Raw genomic sequence first — 16759 nt, forward strand, 5'->3', positions numbered from 1 at the left:
ACGACAGCGCGCGACTCACTTGCCGTCAGGAACAAAACTCATCAAAGAGTGATCTCTGGACATTCCCCGTGACCCGGGCCGCCATCCCGCGTTGAGCGGTACGTGCGGCGCTAGACGTGCTGCCGCGCTTAACCAGTCAGTAAGGAGAACGTGATGTCTCGCATCGCGAAGGCGGCCACCCTGGCTCTCGGCACGGGTGCCATGGTGTTCAGCGGCGCCGGTATGGCCTCGGCCAACTCCGGCGCCGAGGGTGCGGCCGTCCACTCGCCCGGCGTCGTGTCGGGCAATGCGATCCAGGTTCCGATCCACATCCCCGTCAACCTGTGCGGGAACACCGTGAACATCTTCGGTGCCCTCAACCCCGCCTTCGGCAACTACTGCGTGAACAAGTAGCAGCCCGGCGGTCTACGGCCACGGACGTCCGTCGTAGAGCATCGGGAGCCCCGGTGGCGGCCTTACGCCTCCGGGGCTCCTTTTTGTATGCCGTTCTTGTATGCCGGCTCTTCCCGAGCGGAAAAGCATGTGGCCCCCGGTGTTGCACCGGGGGCCACATGCTTGGGGGTGGGAAAGGTCAGGCGTGCAGTCCCACGTCGCCGCGCACCGGCTTGACCTGGTTCACGACGCCCGCCGCCTCCTTCGCGGTGCCCATCACCGATTCCTGGTCGGTCTCGAGCGTCTTCGAGTCCTGCAGCGGCATCAGCTCGAAGGGAACCGCGGTGCGCAGGCCAGTGTCGAGGCCGGTGGACGCCAGGTCGGTGGTGTCGGCGTACGCGGGCGCGGCGACACCGGCGACGATCAGGGACCCGGCAAGGACGGCGGCAGCCTTCAGGGACTTCATCGTGTTCCTTTCTTCGGCAACGCAAGTCGCCGGAGTGGTTCTGTCACCGTGCACAACGATCCCCGGCCGTGGCGGAAACCGTGAAATCGAAGATTGCCGAGTCCTCATACGAAATACGAATTCTATGAGCTGACGGAGCGTCCGATGCGTCCAGTCGCCTTTCAGGAATTCGGCAGCAACAGCGACGTGAGGGCGGGAAGCAGGCCGGGCGACGTGGCGGACTCCGCCGGCTCCGCGGGCGCCGGCAGCGTCGTGGCCGTCTGCGGGTCTGTTCCGGTCAGCGCGTCGAGGAGCTCTTCCACGCGGGCCAGCAGTTCGTCGGTCGACGTCAGTGCCTCCTCGGCCGCCGCCTCCGCCGCCGCGTCGGCCGCGTCCGCCACGGCGGTCTCGTCCGTTGCGGACGTCCCGTCGGTGGCCTCCGTGCTCTCCGTCGTGCCGGACACGGAGGTCTCGGAGGTCGACGAGGCCTCGTCCGTCGTCGTGGCCGTACTGTCGGCCGCCGCCTGGTCGGGCTTCGGGAGCAGCAGGTCCAAGAGCTTGTCCAGTGCCTCCCGCACGGCGCCCAGGGCCCCCGTACCGTCATCCTCCTCCGCCGTCGGCGACAGCACGTTTGACGCCGACGCCGGCGCGCCCGGCAGCAGAGGTGCGAGCAGCGCGGGGGTGTTGATGGCGGCGGCCGCCGGGTCGTCCGCCCCCGCCCGTTCCACCGCCTCCCGTGCCGCCGTCGCCAGCCGCTGGGCCTCCGTCAGGGGGAGTCGGCCGTCCGGCGCGGACAGGATCGCGCGGGCCAGGTCGGTGACCGGGGTCAGGTCCGCCCGGGCCGTGTCGGTCTGCGGCAGCCGTGCGGCGAGGGAGACCGCCGGGTCCTGTCCTGGGTGGGCGTCGGCCGCGAGGGCGGTCGGGCCGGTGGTGGTGGTCAGGAGGGCGGCGCACAGGGCGCCGAATGCGATGCGCCGGGCCGGCAGAGCGCGCATGGAGAGTCCTTTCGCGGAGCTTCGGATCTTGGACCCACCGTCGAAGCGTCCACGAAGTCCCGCAACCGGGCGTACGCCTTTCGGGCCGGAGCGGCGTCACCCTGATGCGCTTTCCAGCAGATGAGCCGGGATGCGGGGATGCTCCCGCGGCGTACCCGGCTTCACGATTCCAACACACTTGTCTCACTTAGGCGAATTTCGCTCTGTTTGTCCGCTTGGTGACTAGAGTTGCGGTGCTCCGACGCACCTTCACCGGGCGGACGCACCGCACTCGTCCCCGCTGCCGTGCCCCCCGCCACCCTTTTCCGAAAGGCTCCGAACGGTCATGCGCCAAACCCTGGGTCAGCTGCTTCGCCGTGCGACGGTGGGCGTCCTCGCCCTGACCGCGTTCTGGGCGCCCTGCGGCCCCACCGCCGTCGCCGCGCCCGCCGCACCGGCCCCGGAGGCGGAGGTACTCCCCTTCGGCGAGCGCTACCGGGCCCTCCAGCACGGCAACATCGTGCGTGCGGCCAACTCCTCCGCGACCTGCCGGGCTTCGGCGTCCTCCTGCCGCTCGGTGCAGAACGGCACGCGGCCGGGGGTGAACGGCGACTTCGACATGCACTACATCGACGTCGACGACGACAAGAACACGTACAACTCCTCCCAGGGGGAGGTGCGGCTGCCCAAGGGGTCGCGGGTGACGTACGCGCGGCTGTACTGGGGCGGCAACCTGCTCGTCGGCGAGCAGAAGCCGGCCGAGGACAACGGGCGCGTGCTGATCGCCGAGCCGGGCGGCAACTACAAGGAGCTGCTCGCCGACACCCTCGTCGGGCACCGCGTGGCGGGCGGCATGGACGCCTTCCAGGCCTCCGCCGACGTGACACGGCTGGTGCGGGACAGCGGGTCCGGGCTCTACACGGTCGGGCAGATCAACGTGGCCGGCGGACGGTCGGCGGACGGCGCGTGGGGCGGCTGGACGCTGGTGGTGGCGTACGAGAACGCTGCCGAGCCGCTGCGGCACCTGTCGGTGTGGGACGGCTTCGCCCGGCTGAGCGGTGACTCCGGCGCGACCTTCACCCTGCGCGACGTGCCGTTCCCGGCGGCCGCCGGGGGCCGGGTGGGCATGGTGGCCTACAACGGCGACCGCGGCACCGTCGGCGACTCCCTCGTCCTGACCGCGGGCGACACGGCCACCGCGCTCGGCAACGGCGCCAACCCCGCGGACGACGTACTCAACTCCACCATCTCCAACCCGGCGGACGCGCCCTCCTCGCGCGTGCCCTCGTACGCCAACACCCTCGGCTACGACTCCGACGTGTTCGGCCTCGACGGGCTTCTGACGCGCGCCGGCGACCAGGCGTCCTTCCGCCTCATCTCCCAGCGCGACACCGCATGGGCCGGCGTGCTCTTCGCCGCCGTCGACGCCCGGCCGTGACTTTGCCCCCCCCACCGTCCCCACACCTGCGTGAGCGAGGAAGCCGTGCCCACGGACCTGACACCGCCCGGCCGCCGGCCGCGGGTCCTGCACCTCACCCAGCCCGTCGACGGAGGCGTCGCCCGGGTCGTGACCGACCTGGTGCGGGCGCAGCTGGCGGACGGCATGGACGTCGCCGCCGTCTGCCCGGACAGCCCCCTCGCCGCCCGGCTGCGCTCCCTCGGCGCGCACGTCCGCACCTGGGAGGCGACCCGCTCGCCCGGTCCTTCGCTGGTGCGGGAGGTGCGGCAACTCGCCGACGCCATCGGCAGCGTGCGGCCGGACCTCGTGCACGCGCACAGCGCGAAGGCGGGGCTGGCCGGGCGGCTCGCCGTGCGAGGGCGCATCCCGACCGTGTTCCAGCCGCACGCCTGGTCGTTCGAGGCGGTCGGCGGGAGCACGGCCGCGCTCGCCCTGCGCTGGGAGCGGTGGGCGGCGCGCTGGGCCTCCCGGGTGATCTGCGTGAGCGAGGCGGAGCGGGACACCGGGGTGGACGCCGGGATCCGCGGGCGGTGGACCGTCGTGCCCAACGGCATCGACCCCGAGCGTTTCCGGCCCGCGGAGGACACCGCCGCCGTCAGGGCCCGGCTCACCGCCCGCCACGGCGCGGACACGGAAGCGCCGCTCGTCGTGTGCGTGGGGCGGCTGTGCCGGCAGAAGGGGCAGGACGTCCTGCTGCGCGCCTGGGACGCCGTACGGCGGCGGGTGCCCGGGGCGCGGCTCGTGCTGGTCGGCGACGGTCCCGACGAGGGACGGCTGCGGGCCGGCGCGCCGCGCTCCGTGGTGTTCGCGGGGGCCGTGGCGGACGCGGCGCCCTGGTACCAGGCAGCCGACCTCGTCGTCCTTCCGTCCCGCTGGGAGGGGATGGCGCTGGCGCCGCTGGAGGCGATGGCCTGCGCGCGGCCCGTGGTGGTCACGGACGTCGACGGGGCCCGCGAGAGCCTGCCGCCGGCGCTGGCCGGCCGCTGCCTGGTACCGCCGGAGGACCCGCGGGCGCTGGCCCGGACCGTGACCGCGCTGCTGCTCGACCCGACGCTGCGCGCCTCCCTCGGCGACCGGGCCCGCCGCCATGTGCTGTCCCTCCACGACGTGCGGCACACCGCGAGGGCGGTCGCCGGCGTCTACCGCGATCTGCTCGGCGCCCGGCCGGCCGGCTCCGGGGCGCACCCGCCCCTGACGGCCGGCGGCGCCGAGGACGACCGGACGACACAGCGCGTCGAGCACTCAGAGGACAGGGAGTCCATCCACTCGTGACCGCCGAACGTACCGTGACCTCCCCCGGTGTCGCACCGCGGGAGCACGGGTCCTCCCCCGTATCCGTCATGCCCCCACGCGGTTCAGGCGCCGTTTCCCGGCCGCCCGCCGCCCGGCCCCCCGAACGGCCCGCCTCCCCCGTCCCCCTGCTCCTCGCGGACGGCGCGGCGGCCCTGCTCGCCTGGTGGGCGGCCGCCGGGCATTCCTCGCTTCTCCTCGCCCTGCTGGCCGGGGCGTCGCTGCTGCTGCGCCCGCGCGGCGGACGGACTCCGGTGCCGGCGCTGCTGGAGGAACTGCCCTCCGTGTGCGGGCGGGTGGCGGTGGCCTGGCTGGCCGCCGCCGCGCTGTGGGCGGCGCTGCATCCGCGGGACGTGCTGTCCATGGTCACTGTGCTGGCCGGGTTCGCCGTGCAGGTGACGGCGGCCGGCACTCTGCGCGCGCTGGTGCACGGGCGGCGGCGTGCCGCGCTGCTGCGCCGTCCGCGCGCGGCCCTGGTGATCGGGCCCGCGGCGACCGCGCAGCGCGTGGCCGCCGCCGTGCTGCGGCATCCCCGCAGCGGGGTGCGGCCGGTGGGGGTCGTCGCCACGCAGGGGGACGGCTCCGAGGGAGGCGTTCCCCTGCTGCGGACCGACCAGGAGGTCGACCGGGCGGTCATCCAGAACGGGGTGCGGGCGGTGCTCGCAGTCGGCCCGTCGGTGCGGACCGAACAGGCCGCGCTGCTGCGGTCGTTGGCCGCGTCGGGGTGCGTGGTGTGGGAGGTCGACGCGGACGCGGCGCCGTACCCGGCGCGGGAGCGGGTGGCCGGGTTCGCGTGCCGGCGGCTGGACCTGGCGCCGGTGCGGGCCGGCGGCGCGGGCAAGCGGCTGCTCGACATCCTGGTGTCGGGGACGCTGCTGCTGCTGGTCAGCCCGCTGCTGCTGGTGTGCGCGGTGACGCTGCGACTCTCGGACGGACCCGGGGTGGTGTTCCGTCAGGAGCGCATCGGGCGGGACGGCAGGCCGTTCACGCTGCTGAAGTTCCGCACCCACCGGCCGGTCGACGAGCACGAGTCGGCGACCCGGTGGAGCGTGGCCAACGAGCACGAGATGCGCCGCTTCTGCCGGATGCTGCGCCGCACCTCGCTGGACGAGCTGCTCCAGCTGTGGAACGTGCTCCGCGGCGACATGAGCCTGGTCGGGCCGCGCCCCGAACGGCCTTTCTTCGTCGCCCAGTTCATCGAGACGTACCCGGGTTACGCCACCCGGCACCGGATGCGCACCGGCATCACCGGTCTCGCGCAGGTCCACGGCCTGCGCGGTGACACCTCGATCGAGGACCGCGCCCGCTTCGACAACGCGTACATCGACGACTGGTCGCTGTGGCAGGACGTCTGCATCCTGCTGCGCACGGCGGTCACGCTGGTCCGTCCGACGGGGAGCTGACGTCAGGTGAGCCACGTCCCCCTCCTGCCCCTGCCGCGCCGGGCCGCCCGCTTCGCGCCGGTGCTGCCTCTGGTGGCGGTGGTGGCGCTGCTGGGCCTGCCGGTCGCGGGTGACGGCGCGCAGCCGGCCGACGCGGTGTCCGCGCTGGTGGTGGGGTACTGCGTGATCCTGCTGCTGCGGGAGCGGCGGCGTCCGCTGTCGCCGCGTGCGGCGGTGGTGCTGGGACTGCCCGTGGCGGGGCTCGCGGTCGCCGCCATGGGCGCGGCCTCGCCGGCGGCGGGGCTCGGCGGGATGGCCCGCTATCTGCAGGTGTTCGTGCTGGTCCCGGCGGCCGTGCTGGTGCTGCTGCGCGGGCGGGCCGACTTCCGGCTGCTGGCCTGGTCGTTCGTGGGCCTCGCGCTGTGGCAGGGGGCCCTCGGCGTGCATCAGTACGTCACCGGGACCGGCGCTTCCTACCAGGGGGAGACCGTCCGCGCGGTCGGCACCTTCGGGGCGCAGGACGTGATGGGCATGGCCACGGCGGTGGCGCTCGGCGTGGTCTGCGCGACCGGGCTCGCGCTGGGCCGCACCCCGTCGTGGCAGCGGGCCGTGGCGGCCGGGTGCGCGGTGGTGCTGCTGGTGCCGCTGGCGGTGTCCTTCAGCCGGGGCGCCTGGATCGCGACCGCCCTGACCTGCACGGTGCAGCTCACGGTGGCGGGGCTGCGGCGGGCGCTGAAGGCGGGGGCGGCCGTGGTCGCGGCGGGGGTGATCCTCGTGGGCGGCTTCGGGGTGGGCTCGGCGATGCTGCAGGAGCGGATCGACAGCATCACGCAGGTCGCGGACGCGCCGGACCACTCCGTGGTCGACCGGTACACGCTGTGGGCGTCGGCCGTCGGCATGTGGCGCGAACAGCCGCTGACCGGCGTGGGGCTGAAGAACTTCCCGGAGTACCGCGACGGGCACGCCACGCTCGCGCTGTCCTCCGGCAGCGACATCGAGGGCGCCGGCGAGACGTTCCACAAACAGGCGCTGCTCTCCCCGCACAGCATGTATCTGCTGGTGCTCAGCGAGCAGGGGCTGCTCGGCTTCTGTTCGCTCGTGGGGAGCTGGCTTGCGCTGCTGGTGTGCGCGGTGCGGGCGCTCGCGCGGGCCCGGCGGGACGGGGCCGGCCTCGACTGCGCGCTGATCGCGTGCGGCCTGCTGCTGTGGCAGCTCGTCGACTACGTGTACGGCGACATCGGCGGCCCGTCGACCGTCCTGACCGGCGTCGCCCTCGGCCTGACGGCGTGGTGGGGGCTGACGGAACGGGCCTCCGCGGACACGGCTCGCCAAGGCACCCTGCCCGGCCGCGTCGAGGAGGCGGTGGCCCGATGACGACCCCCCGCACGGACTGCGCCCCGCCCCGCGCCAAAGCCCGCACCGCCGAGGCGCCCCCTCCCCCGGTCGAGACCTCCGGCACCGGATCCGAAAGCCAGGGCGACCCGAATCCCTCCCGCCGTTTCCTCGCCCGCGCCGCGCTGCTCACCGCTGCCCTGTCCATCGCCGGATCGCTGCTCGGGCTGGTCCGGGACCAGTCGCTGGCGCGGCTGTTCGGGGCGGGGAGCGACACCGACGCGTTCCTCGTGGCGTGGACCGTGCCGGAGATGGCGGCGACGCTGCTGATCGAGGACGGGCTGGCGATCGCGCTGATCCCGGCGTTCAGCATGGCGCTGGCCCGGCGCGCGCGGGGCGTGGCCGGCGACCCGGTGCGGGAGCTGGTACGGGCCACGCTGCCGCGGCTGTGCCTGGCGTTCGCCGCGGTGGCCGCGCTGGCCGCCATGGGGGCCCCGTATCTGGTGGCCGTACTCGCGCCCGGGCTGCCGGACCCGCAGCTCGCCGTGGACTGCACCCGGCTGACCGCGCTCAGCCTGCTGGCGTTCGGGCTCGCCGGGTACTGCAGCGCCGCGCTGCGGGCGCACCGCCGCTTCCTCGCCCCGGCGGCGATCTACGTCGCGTACAACACGGGGATCATCGCCACGATGTTCGCCTTCGGCGGCGGGTGGGGGGTGCGGGCGGCCGCGGCCGGGGTCGCGGTGGGCGGCTGCCTGATGGTGGCGGTGCAACTGCCGTCGCTGTGGCGGCAGCTCACCTCCCGTACACCCGCGCCGGCCGCCGCCGCCGACGGTCCCGCGGACGAGGAGCGGCCGGTGCGGCTTGCGCTGATCGCGGCCGTGCTGCTCTTCGCGCTGTGCCGCCAGTCGCAGGTGCTGGTCGAGCGGTTCCTGGCGTCGTCGCTGCCCGCGGGCGCCATCTCGCACCTCAACTACGCGCAGAAGGTCGCGCAGATCCCGATGACGCTGTCGCTGATGGTGTGCACGGTGACCTTCCCGGTGGTGGCGCGGGCGCTCGCCGACGGGGACTCCGCGCGGGCCCGGGCCCGGGTGCAGCGGGACCTGGTGCTGGCGTCCTGCGTGGTGCTGCTGGGCATGTGCGCGGTGGTCGCCTGCGCCCCGCAGATGATCGAACTGCTCTTCCAGCGGGGGGCGTTCACCTCGTCCGACACCGCCGCGACGGCGGACGTGATGCGGGTGTACGCGCTCGGCCTGCTGGGCCAGACCCTGGTGGGCGCGCTGGTCCGCTGCTACTTCTCGGCGGGCCGCGCCCGCTGGTACCCGCTGGGCGTGATGGGCGTGGGCATCGTCGCCACCTCCCTGCTCGGCGCGCTCGCGGTGGGCCGCTGGGGCGTCGCGGGGATCGCCGCGGCCAACGCCGCCGGCATCACCGTCACCGCCGTCCTGCTGCTGACCGGGCTGCGCGCCGCCCCCTCCGGCGACGCGCCGGGCACCCCGGCCGGGGTCACGGTGGGCGTCCGCCGGGTCCTCGCCGACCTGGCCCGGCCGGTCCTCGCCTCCGTCCTGGCCGTCGCCGCCGGGGTGTTCGCCGCGGGCCGGTTCGCCTCACCCGTGGCGGCGCTCGCGGCCGGCTGCCTCGCCGTCACCGCCGTCTTCGTCCCGATCGCCCTGTCCGCCCTGGGCGTGGGCGCCGCCACCGCGCGGCGCTCCGTCCGTACCGTCACACGAAGGCTCACACATGGCCGCACCCGTTGAATCCCCGCTCGCCGACCGGCCCCCGGCGGCGCGCCGCCCGGCGCCCGTCCCCTGGGTGGCGATGTACCACTCGGTGGGCGACTGCTCCGACGACCCGTACCGGATCACGGTCACCCCGGACCGGCTGGAGCATCAGCTGACCTGGCTGCGCCGGCGCGGGCTGCGGGGCGTGTCCGTGGCGGAGCTGCTGGACGCGCGCGCCCGCGGCGAGGGCCGTGACCTGGTCGGACTGACCTTCGACGACGGCTACACCGACTTCCTCACCGGCGCGCTGCCGCTGCTGCGCCGGTTCCGGTTCAACGCGACCCTGTTCGTGCTGCCGGGACGGCTCGGGGGCGACAACGCCTGGGACCCGCTGGGGCCGCGCAAGCCGCTGCTGGACGCGGACGGCATCCGGCGCGCCGCCGGTGAGGGCGTGGAGATCGGCTCGCACGGGCTGACCCACGTCGACCTGACCCGCGCCGACGACACGCTGCTCGCCGCCGAGGTGACGGAGAGCCGCGCCCGGATCGCCGCGCTCACCGGCGCGGAGGCGGACGGCTTCTGCTATCCGTACGGCACGGTCGACGCGCGGGCCGTCGACGCCGTGCGCAGGGCCGGCTACCGGTACGCCTGCGCCATCGACCCGGGCCCGCTGACCGGCCCGCACGCCCTGCCGCGGGCGCACGTCGGGCAGAACGACACGGCGTGGCGGCTACAGCTGAAGCTGCGGCTGCACCGCTGGCGCCGCCGTCCGGTGGAGGGCGTCTGAGATGAGGGCGCTGCACATCATCACCGGCCTCGGCGTGGGCGGCGCCGAACAGCAGCTGCGGCTGCTCCTGCGGCATCTGCCCGTCGCCTGCGACGTGGTGACGCTCACCAACCCGGGCCCGGTCGCCGAGGGCCTGCGCGCCGACGGCGTGCGCGTGCTGCACCTGGGCATGGCGGGCAACCGCGACGTCGGCGTGCTGCCGCGCCTGGTCCGGGTGATCCGCTCCGGCGGCTACGACCTGGTCCACACCCACCTCTACCGGGCCTGCGTGTACGGCCGCCTTGCGGCGCGGATGGCGGGGGTGCGGGCCGTCGTGGCGACCGAGCACTCGCTGGGCGACTCCCAGATGGAGGGCCGCGCGCTCACACAGGGCGTGCGGGCGCTGTATCTGGCGAGCGAACGGCTCGGCTCGGCCACGGTCGCCGTCTCCCCGACGGTGGCGGACCGGCTGAAGCGGTGGGGGGTGCCCGCTCCCCGCATCGAGGTGGTGCCGAACGGCATCGAGCTGGACCGCTTCCGCTTCGACCCGGAGCGGCGGGAGCGCACCCGCCGGCGGCTCGGGCTGCCGGACGGCGCGTTCGTCGTCGGCGGGGTGGGCCGGCTCGCCCCCGGCAAGCGGTTCGACGTGCTGGTGCGGGCGCTGGCGCGACTCCCCGAGGACTGCTGGCTGCTGCTGGTGGGCGGCGGTCCCGAGGAGCACGTGCTGCGCCGCACCGCCCACGAGGCCGGGGTGTCCGGGCGGGTGCTGTTCACCGGGGAGCGGCCCGCCGTGCCCGACGGCACGCCCGGCCCCGACCTGCCCTCGCTCACCTCGGCGATGGATCTGTTCGCCTCCCCGTCCACGGAGGAGGCGTTCGGTCTGGCGGCGGTGGAGGCCCTGGCCGCCGGGCTGCCCGTGCTGCACGGGTCCTGCCCGGCGATCGAGGACCTGCCGCCGGACGCCTCGGCCGGCGCGCGGCGGGTGCGCGGCGGCCCGGAGGAGTACGCCCGGGCGATCGCCGAGGTCCGCGCGGCGGGCCCCGCCCCGCGCACGGCCGCCGGGGCCGCCCGGCACTACAGCATCACCCGCAGCTCGGCCCGCCTCATGGACGTGTACGCGGCCGCCGTGGCGGGCCCCTCCCCCTCCGTCCACGTCAAGGAAGCACCGTCCTCATGACCGACACACCGATCCGTCTGCGTCTTCCGTCCCTGGACCGTGTCAGAAGGCTGCCTGCCTGGTCCGCGCTGGTGGCGGGCACGCTGCTCGGCGGTCTGTCCGGCGGCGCGTACGGCCTGCTCACCCCGGCCGAGTACACGGCCACCAGTTACGTCGTCGCCGTCCCCACCGACCAGGCCACCCCGGAGTCCGCGCGCGGTTTCGCGCAGGCCTACGGGCGGGTGGCCACCCAGCTCGCGGTGCTGGGGGACGCGCAGGTGTGGGCCGGAGTTCCGGTGCGCACCCTCCGGGACAGCGTGCGCACGGCGACCTCGCCGGACGCGCCGATGGTGTCCGTCACGGCCACGTCGGACGAACCCGGGACGGCGGTCGACATGGCGAACGCGGTGGCGCGGGCGCTGACCCGCCACGCGGAGGACACCAAGGACAGCACCCGGGTGCTGTCCTTGGTGTTCTCCCGCGCGGTGAAGCGTCCGCGCCCGCCCCCCCGCCGTGACCGCCCTGGTCGGGGCGAGCGCGGGCGGACTGCTGGGCGGTCTGGCGCTGCTGGCCCGGCCCCGCCGCGGCCGCGACGGGGCGGGCGCCCAGCGCCTCCGTGCCCGGTCCGGCCTCCGCCGCCGACGTGCCGCGGTGACGGCGGTGGGCCGGACGGTCCCGGCGTCACCCGGTGCGCGACCACCAGTCGAGGCGCAGGCACAGCTTCCCGCCGAGCCAGTGCTCCACCCAGCGTCCGAGGTCCAGCGGCATGCAGTGGTCCGGCAGCTGCGGTCCCGTGGGCGGCTCGGTGGGCGCCGGGGTCTGCGGGTCCTCGGGCGTGCGGCCGTAGAGGGCGTTGCGGAAGACGCGGGAGGAGTCCGGGTTGTCGTCGCACTGCCAGACGCCGTGCGGGCAGTAGTCGGTGACCGTGTGGTAGAGCGGGCGGTGCTGCTGCATCCAGCCGAGCATGCGGCGCATGTACTCGGGATTGTCGCCGTTGCGGAAGAGCCCCCACTCCGGATAGGCGATGGGCTTCTTGTGCGCCTTGGCGAAATCGACGTGCGCCTGCAGTCCGTACGGTTCCTTCACCTGTTCGTCGAAGGACATTCCGCGCGGCTGGTCGTAGGAGTCCATTCCGATGATGTCGACGGTGTCGTCGCCGGGATAGCACTGCGTCCACGGAACGGCGTCACGGCCGCGGTTGGGCGTGAACTCGAACCGGAATTTCTGGCCGGGGACGGAACGCATCGTGGTGACGATGCGGTTCCAGTACTTCTTCCAGTTCTCCGGGTCGGGTCCGCAGCGGTGGGTGTAGGTGACGCCGTTCATCTCCCAGCCGAGGACCAGGACGGTGTCGGGGATGTCCAGTTCGACGAGCCGTTCGGCGAGGACGCGGAAGTGGTGGTCGAACTCGCCGGCCGCGCCCCGCCGCAGCAGCTCGCGGACCTCCGCGTCTGGCACGCCCGCCTCGTTGCGCTCCTGCAGCGGGACGTTGAGGACGAGCATCCGCTTGTCGTCGGCGTTGCGCCAGCGCGCCCAGTCCTCGAGGAAGCCGACGTCGCCCTCGATGTCCCGCCAGTGGTTGCCGGGCAGATAGGTGTGGCCCACGCGCAGTTCGGCGCCGCCGAGCCAGCGGCTGAGCTGCTCCATCCGCTCCACGCCCCGCGCGTCGGAGGCGAGGAACGCGCCGAACGGCGGCACGCCCTTCGCGGCGGGCACGGACGGCGGCCGCAGCTCCGCGACGGACGGCAGCTCGGGCACGGACACGGCGGGGATGTCGACGTCGGGTGTGGGGAACGCCGACGCGGCGGGCTCAGCGCCCGGCGCGGGCGGGGCTCCGGCGGCCGGTGTGGGGCGCCCGGTGGGGCCCAGCGCGCCGCGGCGTCCGCCGCCCCGGCCGCGGGGCCCGCCGCCAGGGCGGCCGACACGGCGACCGCCGCCGCGCCCACGGCCAAGGCCCGGGACCGGACCCGCCTGTGCTGTGGGGCCATGGGCTGCTCCTCTTCTCGCTCGCGTCCGCCTGATGCCTCGCTGTTGACGAACAGTCATATGAAGTCAGCCATAAGAAATACGACAGTGCCACTGTCGATGCGGCTTTCGAGTGCCGTTCTCGCCCGTGTGGGTGAGACGGCGCCAGAAGAAAGTGAGAATGCGTGTCCTTGCTTGACACCCGGGTTCCCGCGGTCGTTCTGCGGATCGACCGGAATCCCTTTCATCACGGCACACTGGGCGCCGTCCGGTCGCTCGGCCGGGCGGGGGTGGACGTGCATGTCGTCGCCGACTGCACGGGAAGTCCCGTGGCCCGTTCGCGCTTTGTGCGCCGGCTCCATGCCCCGCCGCCCCCGGACGCGTCCGCCGAGGAGATCCTCGCCGTGCTGCGCCGGGTCGCCGACCAGGTGGGCCGTCCGGCGGTGCTGGTGCCGATGGACGACGCCACCGCGATCGCCACGGCCCGGCTGCGCGAGGAGCTGACCGGTTCCTACCTGCTGCCGGTGATGCCGTCCGCGCTGCCCGAGCGCGTCGCGGACAAGGCCGAACTGGCCGCCGTGTGCGCCTGGGTGGGCGTGCCGCACCCACGCACGGAGGTCCCGGACACCCCGGCGCGGGCCGCCGAGGACGCGCTGCGGCTCGGGCTGCCGGTGGTCGCCAAGTGGAGCCGCCCCTGGCTGCTCCCGGCGGGCTCCGGGCTGCGCAGCACCCAGGTGCTGCACACCGCCCGCGAGGCGCGGGAGCTGCACGCCCGCACCGCGGAGGCGGGCTGCCCGCTGCTGCTCCAGGCATTCCTTCCGCCCGGCAGGGACCGGGACTGGTTCTTCCACGGCTACGCCGACCGCACGGGCACCGTGTGCGCGGGCGGACCCGGCCGCAAGCACCTGTCCTGGCCGCGCGGCGCGGGACTGACCGCGGTGGGCCGCTGGACGCCCAACTCGGAGGTGATCGCGCTCGCCGAGCGGATCACCGGCGAGCTGGGCTACCGCGGCATCTTCGACCTGGACTTCCGCCGCTGCGGCGCCACCGGCCGCTACCACCTCCTCGACTTCAACCCGCGCCCCGGCGCCCAGTTCCGGCTGTTCACCGACAGCGCAGGACTGGACGTCGTACGGGCGCTGCACGCGGATCTGACGGGGCGTGACCTGCCGGACGGCGATCCGGTGACCGGCAGGGCCTTCGTGGTGGAGAACTACGCGCCCCTCGCCGCGCTGCGCCCCTCGCCCGGCGGGCGCGAACTGGCCTGGTGGGCGGGCGACGACCGCGCCCCGGGTCTCGCGATGTGGGCCCTGTGGGCCCGTCATGTGTCCGGCCGGCTGCGCCGGCGGCTGGGCGCCGCGGCCGAGGTCCCGGCGCAGCGCCCGGCACCCCGGGCGAACACGCCCTCCCTGACGACCGACAACGAGAAAGCGAGCAGCTGATGATGTACGACCTTCTGGTGGTGGGCGCGGGTCCGTACGGTCTGTCGATCGCGTCGCACGCGGCGGCCGCCGGACTGAACCTGCGTGTCTTCGGCCGGCCCATGGCGTCCTGGCGGGACGCCATGCCGGCCGGGATGTTCCTGAAGTCGGAGCCGTGGGCGTCCAACCTGTCCGACCCGGCGGGACGGTGGCGGCTCGACGCGTACTGCGCCGAGCGGGGCCTGACCGCCCGTCACGCGCACCCGATCCCGGTGGAGGACTTCGCCTCGTACGGGCTGTGGTTCGCGCGCAACGCCGTGCCGGACGTGGACGAGCGGATGATCGCGCGGGTGTCGTCGGGGCCGGAGGGCTTCTGCGCGGTCGCCGAGGACGGGGAGGTGCTGCACGCGCGGACGGTGGCGCTGGCGGTGGGCGTGATGCCGTTCATCGAGGTGCCGTCGGCGCTGCGCGGGCTGCACCCGACGCTGGTGACGCACAGCAGCCACCACAGCGACCTGGGCCCGTTCCAGGGCAAGGACGTCACGGTGATCGGCGGCGGGCAGGCGGCGCTGGAGACGGCGGCGCTGCTCGCCGAGCAGGGCACGCGGGTGCGGGTGCTGGCGCGGGCGGAGCGGCTGTGCTGGAACGACGTGCCGCCGCCGTGGGAGCGGCCGTGGTGGCAGTCGCTGCGCTCGCCGCACAGCGGCCTGGGTCCGGGCTGGCGGAACTGGTTCTACTCGGAGCGGCCGGGGCTGTTCCGGCGGCTGCCGGAGGCGACGCGGGCGAGGATCGCGGCGACGGCGCTGGGTCCCGCGGGCGCCTGGTGGGTGCGGGAGCGGGTGGAGCGCGCGGTGGATCTGATGCCGGGGCACGAGGTGACGGCGGCGGCCGCGGTGCCGGGCGGGCTGCGGCTCGAGCTGGCCGACCTGTCGGGCGCGCGGCGCACGATGGAGACGGAGCACGTGATCGCCGCCACCGGGTTCAAGGCGCACCGTGACCGGCTGGGGCTGCTGTCGGCGGAGCTGCGGGGCGCGATGACGGCGCTGCCGGACGGGTCGCCGGTGCTGGACCGGGGCTTCGAGTCGTCCTATCCGGGGCTGTTCCTCGCGGGGCTGGTGACGGCGTCCGGGTTCGGTCCGGCGATGCGGTTCGTGCACGGCGCGACGTTCACGGCGTCGACGCTGGTGCAGGGGGTGCGCAGGCGGCTGCGGGCGGCCCCGGTGCGCGGGTCCGTGCCGGTGCCCGCGGGTCCGGGCCGTGGCGGCACGCCGGCTCCGGTGCGCGGCTGACGGACCGTACGACGAGGCGTCCCCCGGACCGGGTGGTCCGGGGACGTTTCGCGCCGGGGCGCGGACGCCGGGTGGGGTGGGCCCGGCGTCCGCGGGGCGTCAGCGGCGGGCGCCGACGCGGCCGCGGCGGTACAGCAGGGCGCCGCCGGTGAGCAGCACGGCGCCGGCGGCGGAGGCGGCCATCAGGCCGTCGGTGCCGGTCTCGGCGAGGTGCGGCGGGCTGCCCGGGGTGTCGACGGCCGGCGGCTCGACGGGCGTCGGCGGCGTCTTCACCTTGACGGGCGGCTCGGGCTTGTCCTTCTCGGGCGTCTTCTCCGGCTCCTTCTCCGGCTCCTTCTCCTCGTGGTGGCCGGAGACGTTGACGCAGGTGTTGTCGCTCGCCTCGTTGAACAGGCCCACGAGGTTCAGGCTGTTGCCGCAGGCGTTCACCGGAACGTGGATCGGCGCCTGGATGAGGTTGCCGGACAGCACACCGGGCGAGCCCTTGGCGGCGCCGACCGCGTGGGCACCGCCGCTCTCGGAGTGCGAGCCGCCGTAGGAGGCCTCGTGCTGGGGGTCCGCCGAGTGGTCGGAGGACTTCTTCCCGCCGTGCGAGCCGTGCGAGCCCTCGGAGACGTTGGCGCAGGTGTTGTCGGAGGCGCTGTTGAAGCCGCCGCCGATGGTGACGTCGTTGCCGCACGCGTTCACGGGGGCGTGGACGGGCGCCTGCACGTTGTTCCCGGAGAGCACGCCGGGCGAGCCCTTGGCGCCGCCGGACGCGTGCGCGCCGCCGGCCTTCTCACCATGGCCGCCGGACTCGTTGACGCACGTGTTGTCGGACGCGCTGTTGAACGCGCCCACGGCGGTGACGGTGTTGCCGCACGCGTTCACCGGCACGTGGACCGGCGCCTGCACGTTGTTCCCGGACAGCACACCGGGAGAATCCTCGGCACCGCCCCCCGCGAACGAGTCGGCGAGGGCGGGGGTTCCGTACAGGGACAGAATGCCCGTGGCGGCAGCGGCCGCCGCGAACACTCCCCTGCTCAGGGTCTGTCGCAATGTGGTTGTCTTCCTGCTTGAAGATCGGGAGGCCGGCCCCGGCATGGAAAGAGGCGGCCGAGGCCGCGCGTCACGGCCCCGGCTGCCCTGTGGCCTGTCTCCCTCTCCAACCCTGCCGCGCGGAATCGGTTGCGCAGGTTCACCCGGTCGGC

The 16759-nt window shown here is 74.6% G+C and carries 13 protein-coding genes and 2 pseudogenes; 11 read left to right on the top strand and 4 right to left on the bottom strand.

What is annotated here, in order from left to right:
- The first annotated feature begins 153 nt into the window (after positions 1-153).
- Positions 154-393 (top strand): chaplin, encoded by a 240-nt coding sequence (locus AY578_RS11345; RefSeq protein WP_028959252.1) that lies wholly within the window; start codon positions 154-156, stop codon positions 391-393.
- A gap of 178 nt (positions 394-571) precedes the next feature.
- Here the strand turns inward: AY578_RS11345 and AY578_RS11350 are convergent, their stop codons facing one another.
- Entirely contained in the window at positions 572-838 is a 267-nt protein-coding gene (locus tag AY578_RS11350) for a hypothetical protein (protein WP_019527567.1), read from the bottom strand.
- A 161-nt stretch (positions 839-999) separates the two neighbouring features.
- Positions 1000-1812, bottom strand: coding sequence for a hypothetical protein (locus AY578_RS11355; protein WP_258902330.1), 813 nt, complete (start codon positions 1810-1812; stop codon positions 1000-1002).
- A gap of 325 nt (positions 1813-2137) precedes the next feature.
- Between AY578_RS11355 and AY578_RS11360 the strand changes: the two genes are divergently transcribed.
- The 8 genes and pseudogenes from AY578_RS11360 to AY578_RS11395 all read left to right on the top strand — a co-directional run bounded on the left by AY578_RS11360 (position 2138) and on the right by AY578_RS11395 (position 11549).
- Positions 2138-3229, top strand: a complete 1092-nt coding sequence (locus tag AY578_RS11360; RefSeq protein ID WP_136239771.1) for a DUF3344 domain-containing protein — start codon at positions 2138-2140, stop codon at positions 3227-3229.
- A 45-nt stretch (positions 3230-3274) separates the two neighbouring features.
- A complete protein-coding gene (locus AY578_RS11365) occupies positions 3275-4522 on the top strand; it encodes a glycosyltransferase family 4 protein (RefSeq protein ID WP_136239776.1) in 1248 nt (415 codons plus the stop codon).
- Positions 4519-5943 carry an exopolysaccharide biosynthesis polyprenyl glycosylphosphotransferase gene (locus tag AY578_RS11370; RefSeq protein WP_136239772.1) on the top strand — a complete coding sequence of 475 codons (1425 nt, stop codon included), beginning with the start codon at positions 4519-4521 and terminating at the stop codon, positions 5941-5943. Before AY578_RS11365 ends, AY578_RS11370 begins: the two co-directional genes overlap by 4 nt.
- Before the next feature lie 6 nt (positions 5944-5949).
- On the top strand, positions 5950-7296 hold the full coding sequence (locus AY578_RS11375; protein WP_136239773.1) for an O-antigen ligase family protein: 1347 nt from the start codon (positions 5950-5952) through the stop codon (positions 7294-7296).
- Entirely contained in the window at positions 7293-9008 is a 1716-nt protein-coding gene (locus AY578_RS11380) for a lipid II flippase MurJ (RefSeq protein WP_136239774.1), read from the top strand. The genes AY578_RS11375 and AY578_RS11380 overlap by 4 nt, the downstream gene beginning before the upstream one ends.
- On the top strand, positions 8992-9759 hold the full coding sequence (locus AY578_RS11385) for a polysaccharide deacetylase family protein (protein WP_136239775.1): 768 nt from the start codon (positions 8992-8994) through the stop codon (positions 9757-9759). The genes AY578_RS11380 and AY578_RS11385 overlap by 17 nt, the downstream gene beginning before the upstream one ends.
- A 1-nt stretch (position 9760) precedes the next feature.
- Positions 9761-10915, top strand: a complete 1155-nt coding sequence (locus AY578_RS11390; protein ID WP_028959245.1) for a glycosyltransferase — start codon at positions 9761-9763, stop codon at positions 10913-10915.
- Positions 10912-11549, top strand: a pseudogene (locus AY578_RS11395) (lipopolysaccharide biosynthesis protein). Before AY578_RS11390 ends, AY578_RS11395 begins: the two are co-directional and overlap by 4 nt.
- 26 nt (positions 11550-11575) lie before the next feature.
- On the opposite strand, the pseudogene AY578_RS11400 reads toward AY578_RS11395, so the two are convergent.
- Positions 11576-12882 (bottom strand): annotated as a pseudogene (locus AY578_RS11400) (glycoside hydrolase family 26 protein).
- 162 nt (positions 12883-13044) lie between these two features.
- Here AY578_RS11400 and AY578_RS11405 point away from each other — a divergent pair.
- Complete coding sequence (locus AY578_RS11405) at positions 13045-14301, top strand: carboxylate--amine ligase (protein ID WP_136239642.1); 1257 nt, start codon at positions 13045-13047, stop codon at positions 14299-14301.
- Between the two features lie 2 nt (positions 14302-14303).
- Positions 14304-15569 (top strand): NAD(P)-binding domain-containing protein, encoded by a 1266-nt coding sequence (locus AY578_RS11410; protein WP_136239662.1) that lies wholly within the window; start codon positions 14304-14306, stop codon positions 15567-15569.
- 99 nt (positions 15570-15668) lie between these two features.
- On the opposite strand, the gene AY578_RS33835 is transcribed toward AY578_RS11410, so the two are convergent.
- The gene (locus tag AY578_RS33835) at positions 15669-16607 is read right to left on the bottom strand and encodes a chaplin family protein (protein WP_028959241.1); all 939 of its coding nucleotides are present in this window, start codon (positions 16605-16607) and stop codon (positions 15669-15671) included.
- Positions 16608-16759 lie beyond the last annotated feature (152 nt).

The sequence above is a fragment of the Streptomyces thermocarboxydus genome, from assembly GCF_024760485.1.
Taxonomy (GTDB): Bacteria; Actinomycetota; Actinomycetes; order Streptomycetales; family Streptomycetaceae; genus Streptomyces; species Streptomyces cellulosae.